This is a genomic window from Chryseobacterium sp. AG844 (assembly GCF_003182335.1).
Taxonomy (GTDB): Bacteria; Bacteroidota; Bacteroidia; order Flavobacteriales; family Weeksellaceae; genus Chryseobacterium; species Chryseobacterium cupriresistens.
This window is the reverse complement of sequence record NZ_QGTV01000027.1, coordinates 17,654-31,545: the sequence shown is the minus strand read 5'-3', so window position 1 is coordinate 31,545 and position 13,892 is coordinate 17,654. Positions and strand designations below refer to the sequence as shown.

Here is a 13,892-nt window from a genome sequence, read left to right as displayed (position 1 = left end):
TTTTAATGATAAACTAAAAAATGACTTTTCACGTTATTAATATATTTAATACTATTTTAAAGGTTTGATTAATGAAAAAAATCTTCTTCCTTCTATTTATATGCATTTTTGCACTAGGTTTTTCTCAAAAAAAGAAAAAAACAAAATCTAAAGCGGTTGTTGAAAAAGAAACGGTAATCATCTATACCGAACAGGAAGCCGAGATCTCAAAAGAGGCAAGGGTAATTGCCGGCTTTTTGAAGCAGAATCCCGGACATGCTAAAACAGACTATTTTAAAAGAAAGCTGATTGATATTATCATGGCAGGGAATTCTCCGGAAGCAAAACCTACCATAAAACCTATCAGCAAAGAAAAAATTGAAAATATCGTTAAAAATAATGAATTGAACAGCGGAAAGACGATGGCCGCAAAAAAAACATATACTGCTAATGGAAAACCTGTCTCTAATAATACAGCAGCTGCTATAGAAGCTTTAAAAGAAGAAAGAAGAACAACTACCTTTGCATCAGTAAGTTCTGCAAAAAGTGCCGGTACTTCTAAAGCAGGACCCAGTGAAGAAAATAAAAGAACAGCAGCAATGCTTACCCACCTTTTTAATAATGATATTAATAAAAACGAAGCATATATCAATATTAAAAACAGATCTACCTGCAATCTTATTGTAAAGATAAGTGGTAAAAAATATTATAATCTCAGTGTACCTGCCAAAGGAGAAAATTTTATTCTGGTAGATAAAGGAGAGTACGTGCTGACCACAATGGTTTGTGATGCCAAATATTCTTCCTTAAAGAAAATCAGCCAGGATATTGAAATTGCACTGAATGTTGCAGAATAGAAAACAGAAGAAAACTAAAGAAAAAAGGTTAAGAAAAAATTCTTAACCTTTTTTTATTTTTTATCCTTTAAACTGACCCATTGCAATGAACTTGTCCTGTCTCTGGGTTTCAAGCTCCTGTCCTGTAAATTTGGAAAAAGCTTTGATATTTTGTAAAATTGAATTTTTCAGATTCAGATAGGTTGTTTCCTGATCATAATGAGCGCCTCCAAGCGGTTCCTCAATGATACCATCGATGAACTTTTCTCTTAAGGCATCTGCCGGAGTAAGATTCAATGCATTGGCTGCATCTTCTTTGTGATCCCAGTTTCTCCATAAGATAGAAGAGCAGCTTTCCGGTGCAATTACTGTATACCATGTGTTCTCCAACATATATACCTTATTTCCTACACCTATTCCCAATGCTCCGCCACTGGCACCTTCTCCGATGATGTACGTGAAGATTGGAGTTTTCAGCTGAACCATTTCAAAAATATTTCTTGCAATAGCTTCACCTTGTCCTCTTTCTTCAGCTTCCAGCCCCGGATAAGCTCCCGGTGTATCTACTAAAGTTACCACAGGGATATTGAACTTTTCAGCAAGCTTCATTAATCTTAAAGCTTTTCTGTATCCTTCCGGATTTGGCATCCCAAATCTTCTGTGCTGTCTTTCTTTGGTCGTTCTTCCTTTTTGAGTCCCTATGATCATTACTTTATGACCATCAAGGGTAATCAATCCTCCAATCATTGCCGGATCATCAGCGAAATTTCTGTCTCCATGAAGTTCTAAGAAACTGCCCTTGTCTGCCATTCCGTTAATATAATCCAATGTATAAGGACGATCCGGATGACGGGACAGTTGTACTCTTTGCCAAGGTGTAAGATTTCCATAGATTTCTTTTTTCTTTTCTAAAATCTTATCCTCAATCTGGCTGCATGCTAATTTTACATCAACACCACTTTCTTCTCCTACTAAAGAACACGTCTGGTATTGATCCATCAATTCTTTGATAGGAAGTTCGAAACTTAAATATTCCATTTCTTGAAGTAAATTAAATCTTTCAAATGTATGAAAAATTATGGTTATTCTATTTAAAATTATTTACAGCATTGTTTATTCTGGAGATACTTTCCTCTTTACCAAGGATTTCCAGAATATCTGGAACATCCGGTCCTTTCAATTCTCCTACTAAAGATAATCGTAACGGCATCATTACTTTACCCATTCCTAATCCTTTGTTTTCCGCGAAATCATGCATGGTCTGCTTTAATGTCTCAGCCACAAAGTCTGTCGTTTCAAAAGCAGTCGCCAATTCACCTAAAATTGCCGATGTCTCTTCATTCCATGCTTTTTTTGATGCTTTTTCATCATACGAAGCAGGAGCTTCGAAGAAGAACTTGCCGTTTTCATAGATATCTTTCGGGAAAGTAGCTCTTTCTTTCATCAGATGAATTACTTTCAACAGTTTTTCATCCGATACACCGGAAAGATCAAGATCTGTGTTTTTCAGGATCTGAAGAAGTTCCTCATCAGACTTCATCTGAATATATTGATGGTTGAACCACTCAGATTTTTCTTTGCTGAATCTTGCGCCCGCTTTATGTACTTTATGAAGATCAAATTCCCTGATCATTTCATCCAGAGGAAGTATTTCTTTATCATCTGCCGGAGACCATCCTAATAATGCAACCATATTAATGAAAGCATCAGGAAGATATCCGTTTTCTCTGTATCCCTTAGAAATCACACCGGTAGAAGGATCTTTGAAATCAAGCGGGAACACCGGGAATCCGAATTTATCTCCGTCTCTTTTGCTTAATTTCCCTTTTCCTTCAGGTTTTAAGATTAAAGAAAGGTGGGCAAACTGTGGTGCTTCCCACTGCATTGCTTCATATAATAAAGTGTGAAGTCCTAAAGATGGAAGCCATTCTTCTCCACGGATCACGTGAGAGATTTCCATTTCATGGTCATCAATAATATTGGCAAAATGATACGTTGGCATTCCGTCATTCTTTACCAGAACTTTATCATCTAAAGTATTGGTATTGACTGAAAATTTTCCACGAATAATATCTTCAAGATTTAATACTCTGTCAACAGGCATTTTAAACCGTACTACATAAGGCGTCTTTTCGTCTAATAACCTTTGAACCTCTTCTTCAGAAAGGGCAAGGCTGTTTCTTAAACGGTTTCTTGTTTTATTATCATAAGAGAAAACATCACCTTTCGCTTCATATTCTGCACGCATTGCATCCAGTTCTTCTGCAGTATCAAAAGCAATGTAAGCATAGTCTGTCTTCAGGATCTGCTCAGTATATCTGTCGTAGATGTCTCTTCTTTCAGACTGTCTGTAAGGAGCGAATTTTCCTCCTTTTTTAGGACTCTCATCAGGAATTATTCCGCACCATTCTAAAGCTTCTTCAATATATTCTTCAGCTCCTTCTACATATCTGGCCGTGTCTGTATCTTCAATTCTTAATACAAATTCTCCCCCTTGATTTTTAGCAAAAAGATAATCATATAATGCGGTTCTTACGCCTCCCAAATGTAATGGTCCTGTAGGACTTGGAGCAAAACGTACTCTTACTTTCTCCATTTCAATTTTAATTTTTGCAAATTTACTTAAAATTATACGTTTACGGGATGATTTATAGCCGTTGATTGTTTTTTTTCGCCTGGCTTGTTGTTAAATTGATGATAATGTTGTTTTCTATATCTGATCAAATTTATTTCTGCAAATAATTTTATTTATTAAATCCCTTTTACGTGAATGGGTTATGCTTTATTAAAGGTTATTTCATTTAATTATTAAATTCACTAAATGATGATATAAATCATCTCGTTTTACTTACTTCACTCATTGTGGAATAGTATATTTGCTGAAACTTTTAAATAATCTATGAAAAAACAAATTTTATTTTGCTTCAGTAGTCTACTGATGCTTTTTATGAGTTCATGTTCAACGGAGGAGCTGAATAGCGAGATAACCCCTGAAAGCCCTGCGGTAAAAGCTAATAATCGCTTATCTGCCTCCAAATTTGCGGGAGACGGAATTTATGATGTTCTGGGACATGGTTACAACGTTACCGGTGAATATGCCAATGCAACAGCTGCGGGTTTTAAAGTGGTTGATATTGATCGCTTTAAATTAGAGCAGAGCAACAGATTAATCAGCGAAAACACAAATTCTCAGGAGTACTCCGAAGATTATGGTGAAAATGCTGAGGCTTATTCCAAAATGGTTTCAACCAAAGTGGATGCAACAGTTAATTTTCCACTGTTTAAAAAAATACTTTCTGTAGGTTTTGGCTCAGCGGTAACAACCAACAATAAGTTTGATGCAAAATATATCTACGGAAGTTATAACCTTACGATCAAACAGAAAAGAGTAAGATTCAATGCTACTACCGATATGCTGGGTGATTATATAACTCCTGAATTTGCTCAGGATTTACAGACAAAAACTCCGCAGCAGATTGTTCAGGATTATGGAACTCACGTAATGACGGATATTTATACAGGAGCAAAACTTGATATTTTATTCCAGTCTGAAACAACGAGCCAGACTCGTGATAAGGCAGCCAGAATCGGAATAAAGGCAGGAATGCTGAATATTTTTAATGTGAATGTGGATAATGATGTGAATACTTCTGAATACCACATGAATTTTTCTAAAAAGTTGACTTACAAAACCAGAGGCGGGGATCCTTCAAAAGGCTTAGTAGGAGATTTGAACCTAGATCAGACCAATACTAAAGTTAATATTTCCAATTGGCAGAACAGCTCAAATGTAAATAATTCTGTTTTGGTTGACTTTGGAAGCAACGGGTTGATTATTATTTATGACTTTGTAAAAGACCCTGCTAAAAAAGCTCAGCTTAAAGCCTATGTAGATCAATATCTGATTGATAATAAGGTGTATTTAGAATTTAACACCATTCCAATTTACAGATATTATAACGGAGTAGATCATTACTATACAAAAATTGCTGGAAGCTACAGCGGATATTCTTTTGAAGGAACAGAGTTTCACGCATTCTTGTACAAAGCTCCCAATACAGTTCCTATCTACAGATACTGGAATGGTAAAGATCATTACTATACAAAAACTCCGGGATATTATCCGGGATATGTAGATGAAGGAATCGAGTTTAATGCTTTTGCTACTCAGCAGCCTAATACAGTTCCTATCTACCAATATTGGAACGGTAAAGATCATTATTATTCAAGATCCAGCGTAACACCTTCAGGTTATATTAAGGAGGGAATTGAATTCTATGCTTATTAATTAAAAATATTGATATTCTATAACTACAAGCCGTCTCAGTTTTGAGACGGTTTTTAATGATAAATAATATGATATATTTTTTTACCATTAAAAGATAGTACTGCCTTACTGTTTGTATTCATTTTCATTGATTATAATAATGTGCTGTTAATTATTCCTTTTCCAGGGTGTACATATATGGACTTAAGCAAATGTTAAATTGATGTTGGATTTTTTCTTTTACAACTAATTTTGATGGGGTAAATAGAAGTATGATTTTTATTATTTATCTTTACATAAGGAAATAAAAAACATAAACTTATGAGAAAGCATTTATTAGCAATGTTTGGGCTATTGGCAGGAATTTGTATAATGGCTCAAAATATTACACTTGGCACTAATTTGGTAAAGGATAGAAGATACTATTCCCGAAATAATCAGCACTTTCTGATTTTTCAAAATGATGGAAATTTGGTAGTTTATAATAGCCAGAATCAGCCGGAATGGAGTTCCAGGACTCCTGGTGAAGGTTCAAGGGCTATTTTTCAGGAAGATGGTAATCTTGTCGTTTATAATTCTTCAAACAGACCCTTATTCAGTACCAACACCACCAACAAGAATGCAGCCAACCTTGAGATGCAGGATGATGGCAATCTTGTAATTTATAACAGGAGACGAAATGCTTTGTGGTCTTCTAAGGGAGGTTATGACGGAAACAATTTCGGTGGAAACGGAGGTTCTAATACAGGAAGTTATAATAATGGTAATATTTACAAAGGATTTAGATTTGTAAAAGGACAAAAGATATTTTCTGAAAATTATAACTATTATTTAATTTTCCAGACAGATGGTAATTTGGTAATGTATAGTAACGGAACTAAAAATGATATCTGGTCTTCGGCAACAGCAGGAAGTGGAAGAAGCGCTATTTTTCAGGAAGATGGAAATCTGGTAGTCTATGATTCTTCACATAAACCTGTTTACAGTACAGGTATAAGCTCATCAAATATTGAAAGACTTTCAGTTCAGAATGATGGAAATATTGTGATTTACAATAACAACGGTAGTGTTGTTTGGGCAAATAAAAAATAATAATTTAATAAAAAAAAAGTTAAGTATAAAAAAAGCTAGCCGAAAAGGTTAGCTTTTTTTATGCAGTTTGTCTCGTCCTAATATAGCGTTTCTTTTGTAAAGAATATCGTACTCTAGCATTGGGAAATTATTTTTTCCCACGTACTGATCCAATCTTGTGTTTCATTTTCCAGGGAATAATTTTTCATCACAAATTGTGACCCTATTTTCCCTTTTTCAGAAAAAAGAGTCGGATTCTCATGATATTCTAATGCGTGGCTTTCTATTTTTTCAACAAAATCAATAATGTTACCTTCTTCAACCAGGCAAGAAAATTCTTCTTTAAAATATTCTTTTCCTCCTTGTCCAGAGTAACCGATTACAAAACATCCACAAGACATAGCTTCTATAGGAGGAAGCCCAAAGCCTTCTCTATGATTGAAGCTTAAAAAAAATACGGATTCTTTTAAATGTTTTGCAACTTCCTGTTCATCCATATTGTCAATTGGGAAAAACTCCCAATCATCCATCTTTTTTCGTGCTTTTAAAATATTAATAACTTGTAAAGAATCCTCAGCAAGTTTCCTTGGCATAAAAGCAATTTTTTTCTTTTTTTTATTTTCAAAACTGAAAATATGGGTATCAATTCCTAAACGGACTCTATATAGACCAAGAGCAGGAAATACAACATTAAAATATTTTTGTGCATTTTCTGATGCTACAATAGTTCCTAAACAATTTTTATCTAAATAAGGATTCTTTTCATTATAATCAAATCCATACCCCTGAAAGGTGTAGTAGCAATTCTGGTTAAGTATTACGTACTGATGATTGGGAATAGTTTTATGGAATGATTTTCCATATATTTCCGGAAAAACAAATAGCGCATCTTTCTCTATGGGATGTGAAAATAAATTGTTATAGAACAGTTTTAATCTTTCGTAAAAACTATTTTTATGTTCTTTAGGATTATTACTATTTTCTATGTTTTTTAAAAGTTCATAATGATAAGATATTTTTGTGTCACGATACCAGATATTATCTCTTTTTCTCTTTTTTTTTAATAAAACAGTAGCATTATAACCATGATTGTTTAAAATATTTACATATTTATAAATTTGTTTTATACCCCCAAAAGGTACAGAAACTGATGGGCAAACAAAATATATCTTTCTTTTTTTCATAATAAGATTACTGTTTTTGAATACAATGCTTCCATATATGTTTTGATTAGCGGAAATCAATATCCTTTAAAGTTTTCGGTATTTATTAGGCATTAAATGATTTTGTTGATTAATCAAATCTTATAAACAGAAGTGAATTTATTGCACTCCAGGAACAAAAGATAACCAACTTATTACTCTCATAGTTTACAATAAATGCTTAATTTTGTTTTTCTAAAAAGGCTGGACAAAATAATAAATTTAAAATGGGAATTAAAAGGTTTTTTAAAAATAAAATAAAGGATCGGAATTTTATCAATAATAAGAGAAAACTAAAGATCAATCATTTTGAACTCGACTTTTTTAAAAAACATACATTTGACTTTATTAATGAAAATGAGCCAGAAGTTTCTATCATAATTCCTGTTTACAATCAGATCAGATATACTCTTAATTGTTTATATACAATTGAACAGTATGATAAAGACGTATCAAAAGAAATTATTATTATCAATGATAACAGCTCAGATGAAACTTTAAAGTATCTGGATACAGTTCCCGGAATTACAATTATTAATAATACTGAAAATTTAGGATTTTTAAGAAATATAAATAAAGGAATTCGGAAGGCAAGAGGAAGGTATATTTATTTGTTGAACAATGACGTAGAAGTTCAGGAAAACTATTTATCCAGTCTGTTGGAGGTTTTTAAGAACAATAAAAATGTAGGTGCAGTTGGCTCTAAAATGGTATTTGCAGACAATACATTGCAAGAGGCGGGCTGTCTTATTTTTAATAATACTGAAATTGTTAATCTAGGAAGAGGTGAAGCTATTGATACTCCGAAATATAACTTTTTAAGAAAAGTAGATTATTGTTCAGGATGTAGTTTGTTATTACATAGAACTGATACTGATGGAAAACTTAATCTTTTGGATGAAGCTTTTTTACCTGCCTATTATGAAGAAACAGATCTATGCCAACGCTTGAAATATGAGCAGAATCTGGATATTTATTATCAGCCTAAATCGGAAATTGTTCATTTTGAAAATATTTCTTATAATGGAAAAGATAATGGAAAGGAACTTTTGCTTCAGAAAAACAGAACTGTCTTTATGAATAGATGGGATTCGTATTTTACTGATTCAAGATTTCTGGATAATGAAGGAAGAAATAATATTAATAGATTTTATAAAAAGCCCAATATTCTTATTCTGGAGGAACGTATGCCACAACCTGATAAGGATTCTGGCTCAAGAAGGTTTCTTGAAATTGTAAAGATTCTGCAAAAAAATAATCATAGAGTTATTTTAGGGATTCAGCAGCCCAACCAAGAGGATGATATCTACGTTGATTTTTTTCGGAGCATTGGTGTGGAAGTTTGTAAAGACTATGTAAATGCTCAGAACAAAATTGTAAGAGTTTTGGATCAAGTGAAAGAAGCTCTTCATTATGTTGATATTGTTTGGATTTTCAGACCGATTGGATTTGATTTTTGGTATGGGAAAATTAAAAATGATATCTCTGGAAAGAGGATTATTTATGATATGGTCGATCTTCATTATCTAAGAATGGAGAGAGAAAACAAATATATTGAAGTGACAAAGTCCCGTAAAAAAGAGATGAGATTCTTTAAGGAAAAGGAATATTTTGGAATGCAAAAGTCAGATGTGGTTATTTCCATCAGTGATGAAGAAAAGAAAATTGTCTCGGGCCAAGGGATCAAAAATGAAAAGATCTTTACTGTTAGTAATATTCATGAACCTGTAGAATGCAGAGATATGGATTATTCTGTTCGGGAAGGTGTTTTATTCATTGGAGGTTTCTATCACATGCCCAATATGGATGCCGTCAAGTTTTTGTATGAAGATATAATGCCTTTAGTTTGGGCCAAAGACGATTCTATTAAAGTATATATTTTAGGACCACATTTTCCCGAAGAGATTAAAGGAAAATATAATTCTGAGAAGTTTCAGATATTAGGCTATCAGAAGAGTGTAGATTACTGGTTTGAAAATTCGAGAATATTTGTTGCTCCTCTACGATATGGAGCTGGAGTGAAGGGAAAGATCGGGCAGGCTCTGGAGTTTGGATTGCCTGTAGTCACTACATCTATTGGGGCAGAAGGAATGGATTTGGAAGATCAGAAAACAGCCCTTGTTTCCAATGAAGATCCGCAGCATTTCGCAAATAAGATATTGGAACTATATTACGATGAAAATTTGTGGAAAACTCTTCATAGTAACAGCGCACTACCACTGGCTAAGTTCTCAGTTGGGCAACAGGAAAAGAATATCAATAATATTATAAATTATTTAGGATTTAAAGATTAAATAAAGAAGGCTTTTATCAATAAAGCTTATTTTTTATGTTATGATTTTTTTGATCCAATTACTGAAACCATATTTTTTTACAATGTCATCTGATAATGTAAAATAAGGTTTTTTTAGAAACTGTTCAATATTTTTATAATTATTATTTTCCACAACAAAGATATTATCAGGATGGTAAAAATCGTATTTTTTAACCGTCACATTATCCGTAATTACTTTTTTCTTATAGTATATTCCTTCAAAGAAACGAATGGAAAGTCCGTTGTGTAATGGATCAACAAAATCCAAAAGAATGTCTGAACTTTTAACAAGATCCAGATTTTCTCTGAAACTAATTCTGTTTTGAATATATTGTATTTTATCATTTTTCGTTTCAGGTTCCTGAAAATATTGAATGAAAATAGAAAGTTCAATAGATAAACCTGAGACTTCATCAATAAATCGGTTAATTTTTTCTTCACGGCTTTTCCAATATAAACCTACAAAGTAAAGCTTAGGCTTTTCTGCATTATATTTTTTTTCGGGAGAAGGAAGGTGATCAAAATAAAAATTAGTAATAGGTTGAATATTGGGCTGAGATTCTACCCTTTCAAAACAAAAGAAGATATCAAATAAATTGAAATAGTTTCTGATCTCTGGAAATTTTTCAATACCATCCCATTGATAAGCAATTAATCTTTGGGTTTTACTTTTTAGATTCTTTATAAATGTAATTGGGAAATTATCCGGACGAATCACCAGGACATAATCCAATTCTTCCGTAATGGCAGAAAGGTTTTTATTCAGCTCATCGAGAAAATGCTTTTGAATAAGATATTGTTTATACTCTTTATTTCTAAGAATATTTTTAATGAAAAAATTTTTTATGCTTTCACAGCCCTTGTATTTAAATCTTGAAACATTGTCTGTGATTAAATAGGGTTCAAAACCTTCCTTCTCCAAGTTTTCTAAAAATAGCTTTGGAAAATCGGAATAATCAGGCATTACCAAAAGAAATTTTCTTTTTTTCACTTTTTTAATTTAAGTTAAGTATACTGAATCTTAATATTTTGTAGTATTTTCTGAGACTGTTGACAGGATTATTGAAATATTCTTTTTTTATGGTCTCAGCATCTTTTAAACTGAGGGTATTAATATACCGGAAATATTTTTTCTCAATACTTTTCAATGAAATATTATCATTGAATTTAGGATTAACTTCTTTGAATATCGTTTCCATCTTATGAATTGCTGTATTGGAATAGTTTGAATGATGCTTGTAATTTCCAATAATAATTTTCTTTAAGTAGGCAATATAGTAGGCAATATTGCTTTGTTCAGGATATTGTAAATAGTAGTTGTTATATATCGTTTGAATAACACTTAGGTATCCTAAAAGATTTTTATCACTGTTCTTTTTAGTGATGGACTGTGCGTTGTCGATAGTGTAGAAATAAGTAATATCAGGAATAAAGACAACATTCTTTGCCTGGAACATCGTTTCAAAGAACCATAATTCATCTTCGTGATAAATTCCACTTAAAAATGTGAGATTATTTTCTTTTAAAAATGAAGATTTATATAATTTATTCTGGGCAATTGGACTTAAGTTTTCCGTTATTTTTTTAAGCAGGACTTCCGTATTTTTATTTTCTAAGCGTTGTTTTTCTTTAGGCTGAGGTAAGAATGAAACGTTTCGTTTCTCTTCCCATGAATAGGTTGATGTTTTTCCCACAATAATATCCTCTTTACCTGTATACTCAGATATGAGTGATTCCAAGGCATTAGAAGGAAGAAGATCATCACTGTCACAGAAAAAAATAAAATCTCCGGAGGCTTTTTCCAATCCGAAATTTCGGGTATCTGAAAGACCTTTGTTTTTCTGGTTGTATATATGGAATCTTTCGTCTGAAAAACAATTGATGATTTCAAGAGTATTATCTGTACTGCCATCATTAATAACAATACATTCAATATTGTAATGAGTTTGGTTCTGTATACTTTCGAGTACTTCTTTTACATAATAAGAAGCGTTGTAGCACGGAACAATAATGCTGATTAAAAAAAAAGAATTATCCATTCTTAATTAAATTTTTTTCAATGTAGAACTTACGGACTCAATGGAAAATGGTTTCAGACTGTCAATAGAATTTTGACTTAATGTATTCCAAAGCTCTTCATCATTATTTAATTGTAGAATTGCCTGAGCAAAACTATTTTCATCATTCGCTATCAATACATTTTTATGGTTGGCGAGTCTCATTCCTTCCGCTCCGATATCTGTTGTGATTACAGGCAAGAAATATTCAAATGCCTGTCCTATTTTTCCTTTTACTCCAGCTCCAAATCGTAAGGGTGCAACCATAATTCTGGAATTCATAAAATGCTCTTCAATGCTTTCCACAAAGCCTAAAAATTTAAACTTAGGAAATAATTTAAGATCAAGTTTTTCAGCGACATTCCCGATGATGCTTACTTCCAGCTCAGGATTGGTTTTCCAGACAATAGGCATTATTTTTTCATAGAGAAACTTTACCGCATCAATATTAGGCTCGTGGATAGATCCGATGAAGGTAATTCCTTTGCTTTCACTGAAACTTTTTCTTTCAGAAATATCAATTTTGGGATAATGAATATTAGATACTGTAATGATCTTATTTTTATCTGCATACTGGCTCATAATTGCTTTCTCCTTATCAGATATGGCAATGATATAATCCAGTTGTGGTGCAACAACTGTTTCCAGGCGGAAAAAATGTTTATAATTCTTCTTTAATGAAATACGGGTAGGTTCCAGTTCTATGGCTCTTTTAAACCTTAAAAAATGAATATCCACCATATCATAAATAAATTTGGCAGAAGATAAAACGGCTTTCATTTTTTTATAAAAAAGATTCAGAGCCAGAGGCCCGTTGAACCAAACGTAATCTATCTTTTTAAAAGAAGACAGGAAATCATAAATATTCCTGTACTTAGTGTTCTCTATGTAAATGATAACATTGCGCTGCTGATAAAACTTCACATAAGAATCGTCTTCAAACATATGGGGAGCAAATATAATGCAGTTGTATCCTAATTCTTTGTAAATAAATATAAGTTCTTTCAGTCTGTTAGCCCCGGATTCTTTATCATGGGCTGGGAAATCTCTTGATGCAAACAGGATCGTTTTTTGGGAAGCATCATACAGATTAATGTTGACGATATCCTTAGACTGAAGATATTTAAGTTTTTCTTTTCTTTCGAAGTGCTTTTTTATTTTTTTTAAGATTCCCATTTGTCAGTTTTTAGTATCAAGTTCAAAAACTTTATTCACCCAACTATCCAAAGTGTATCTGTAATAGATTTCTTCCGGAATTTTCTCGTAGGGTGTTTCAAAAAAAGATTTGTCAAGATTACTAATATTTTTGTTTAAAATCAAAATATTATTGGGATTGTAAAAGTCATAGGTTTTAATGGCTTCGTTATCAGTAATGATTTTCTTATCCAGAGCCATGGCTTCAAAAACCCTGAAGCTGAGCCCGTATTGCCCTTCACGCATAAGGTCCAGTAAAACTTTAGAGTTTTTATAATACTTTGGAAGATCGTTATGCGGAATTTTTTTGATACTGAAAATCAGAAAAAGATTTTTCGGTACCGTCATGAAAATATTGGTCAGCTGATGCTTCCAGGATTTTTTACCAATGATCATAATCTGGAATTTTAATCCCTGTTCAATCAGCTTTTTAGCCAGTAATTTTATTAATGAAACTCTTCTGTTATCATAAGATGTGATATAGAAAAGATCCATTTCAGGCTGTTGGATTTCCTGTGAACAATGGGGAAGATAAATATAGTTTGTTAACTTTTCGAACCCGTGCTTTTTGACGTCAACATAGTCGAATGAGAATACTTTGTCAAAAAGATACAGCTTATCTTCTACAGGAACTCTTTCAAGATTATCATAAAGATAGGTCAACAGACGATCTGTATATTTTCTAATTTTTTTGAGAGTAGAAAGATCAAATGTATCCGGATTCATCACCAGAATCTGATCCTGATGGCCTAATTGTTCCAGAGAGTCCAGAACATATTTCTGTCTTTTTTCAGTCTTGAGATTTTTATTTAAAAAAGTTTTGCTTAAAGCATTTACAGCTCTTTCATTGAAGTTGGAATGAGTAACGCTACTGATCTTTATATGATGAGCATCAATATCTCTTTTGCATAATGTCTCAACAATATACTTATCATAATCCCAAAAATCATAACTAATGATACAAATCTTCAT

11 protein-coding genes are annotated in these 13,892 nt (G+C 32.6%); 4 read left to right on the top strand and 7 right to left on the bottom strand.

Features of this window, described 5'->3' with window-relative positions; translation table 11 throughout:
- Positions 1 to 71 precede the first annotated feature (71 nt).
- Entirely contained in the window at positions 72 to 836 is a 765-nt protein-coding gene (locus DEU40_RS19950; RefSeq protein WP_110011475.1) for a DUF6759 domain-containing protein, read from the top strand.
- Positions 837 to 896: 60 nt separating this feature from the next.
- On the opposite strand, the gene DEU40_RS19945 is transcribed toward DEU40_RS19950, so the two are convergent.
- Both DEU40_RS19945 and gltX read right to left on the bottom strand, forming a co-directional pair.
- On the bottom strand, positions 897 to 1,853 hold the full coding sequence (locus tag DEU40_RS19945; RefSeq protein ID WP_110011474.1) for an acetyl-CoA carboxylase carboxyltransferase subunit alpha: 957 nt from the start codon (positions 1,851 to 1,853) through the stop codon (positions 897 to 899).
- 49 nt (positions 1,854 to 1,902) lie between these two features.
- On the bottom strand, positions 1,903 to 3,411 hold the full coding sequence (gene gltX / locus DEU40_RS19940; RefSeq protein WP_110011473.1) for a glutamate--tRNA ligase: 1,509 nt from the start codon (positions 3,409 to 3,411) through the stop codon (positions 1,903 to 1,905).
- 303 nt (positions 3,412 to 3,714) lie between these two features.
- On the opposite strand from gltX, the gene DEU40_RS19935 reads away from it, so the two are divergent.
- Both DEU40_RS19935 and DEU40_RS19930 read left to right on the top strand, forming a co-directional pair.
- Positions 3,715 to 5,103: an MAC/perforin domain-containing protein gene (locus DEU40_RS19935; RefSeq protein WP_110011472.1), complete on the top strand. Its 1,389-nt coding sequence runs from the start codon at positions 3,715 to 3,717 to the stop codon at positions 5,101 to 5,103.
- Positions 5,104 to 5,403: 300 nt separating this feature from the next.
- A complete protein-coding gene (locus tag DEU40_RS19930) occupies positions 5,404 to 6,174 on the top strand; it encodes a hypothetical protein (RefSeq protein ID WP_110011471.1) in 771 nt (256 codons plus the stop codon).
- A gap of 113 nt (positions 6,175 to 6,287) precedes the next feature.
- Here the strand turns inward: DEU40_RS19930 and DEU40_RS19925 are convergent, their stop codons facing one another.
- Positions 6,288 to 7,337, bottom strand: coding sequence for a glycosyltransferase (locus DEU40_RS19925; protein ID WP_110011470.1), 1,050 nt, complete (start codon positions 7,335 to 7,337; stop codon positions 6,288 to 6,290).
- Positions 7,338 to 7,582: 245 nt separating this feature from the next.
- On the opposite strand from DEU40_RS19925, the gene DEU40_RS19920 reads away from it, so the two are divergent.
- Positions 7,583 to 9,649, top strand: coding sequence for a glycosyltransferase (locus DEU40_RS19920; protein ID WP_110011469.1), 2,067 nt, complete (start codon positions 7,583 to 7,585; stop codon positions 9,647 to 9,649).
- A gap of 33 nt (positions 9,650 to 9,682) precedes the next feature.
- Here the strand turns inward: DEU40_RS19920 and DEU40_RS19915 are convergent, their stop codons facing one another.
- Genes DEU40_RS19915 through DEU40_RS19900 form a run of 4 tightly spaced genes read right to left on the bottom strand, consistent with a single transcriptional unit; the run spans position 9,683 to position 13,892 of the window.
- Complete coding sequence (locus tag DEU40_RS19915) at positions 9,683 to 10,660, bottom strand: hypothetical protein (RefSeq protein WP_146207883.1); 978 nt, start codon at positions 10,658 to 10,660, stop codon at positions 9,683 to 9,685.
- A 4-nt stretch (positions 10,661 to 10,664) separates the two neighbouring features.
- Complete coding sequence (locus DEU40_RS19910) at positions 10,665 to 11,708, bottom strand: glycosyltransferase family 2 protein (RefSeq protein ID WP_110011467.1); 1,044 nt, start codon at positions 11,706 to 11,708, stop codon at positions 10,665 to 10,667.
- A gap of 6 nt (positions 11,709 to 11,714) precedes the next feature.
- The gene (locus DEU40_RS19905) at positions 11,715 to 12,902 is read right to left on the bottom strand and encodes a glycosyltransferase (RefSeq protein WP_110011466.1); all 1,188 of its coding nucleotides are present in this window, start codon (positions 12,900 to 12,902) and stop codon (positions 11,715 to 11,717) included.
- Positions 12,903 to 12,905: 3 nt separating this feature from the next.
- Complete coding sequence (locus DEU40_RS19900) at positions 12,906 to 13,892, bottom strand: hypothetical protein (protein WP_110011465.1); 987 nt, start codon at positions 13,890 to 13,892, stop codon at positions 12,906 to 12,908.

What these genes read in the sequence shown, in the direction of transcription:
- DEU40_RS19950 (WP_110011475.1), top strand. Translation starts at nt 72, where the DNA reads ATGAAAAAAATCTTCTTCCTTCTATTTATATGCATTTTTGCACTAGGT.
- DEU40_RS19945 (WP_110011474.1), bottom strand. Translation starts at nt 1,853, where the DNA reads ATGGAATATTTAAGTTTCGAACTTCCTATCAAAGAATTGATGGATCAA.
- gltX (WP_110011473.1), bottom strand. Translation starts at nt 3,411, where the DNA reads ATGGAGAAAGTAAGAGTACGTTTTGCTCCAAGTCCTACAGGACCATTA.
- DEU40_RS19935 (WP_110011472.1), top strand. Translation starts at nt 3,715, where the DNA reads ATGAAAAAACAAATTTTATTTTGCTTCAGTAGTCTACTGATGCTTTTT.
- DEU40_RS19930 (WP_110011471.1), top strand. Translation starts at nt 5,404, where the DNA reads ATGAGAAAGCATTTATTAGCAATGTTTGGGCTATTGGCAGGAATTTGT.
- DEU40_RS19925 (WP_110011470.1), bottom strand. Translation starts at nt 7,337, where the DNA reads ATGAAAAAAAGAAAGATATATTTTGTTTGCCCATCAGTTTCTGTACCT.
- DEU40_RS19920 (WP_110011469.1), top strand. Translation starts at nt 7,583, where the DNA reads ATGGGAATTAAAAGGTTTTTTAAAAATAAAATAAAGGATCGGAATTTT.
- DEU40_RS19910 (WP_110011467.1), bottom strand. Translation starts at nt 11,708, where the DNA reads ATGGATAATTCTTTTTTTTTAATCAGCATTATTGTTCCGTGCTACAAC.
- DEU40_RS19905 (WP_110011466.1), bottom strand. Translation starts at nt 12,902, where the DNA reads ATGGGAATCTTAAAAAAAATAAAAAAGCACTTCGAAAGAAAAGAAAAA.
- DEU40_RS19900 (WP_110011465.1), bottom strand. Translation starts at nt 13,892, where the DNA reads ATGAAGATTTGTATCATTAGTTATGATTTTTGGGATTATGATAAGTAT.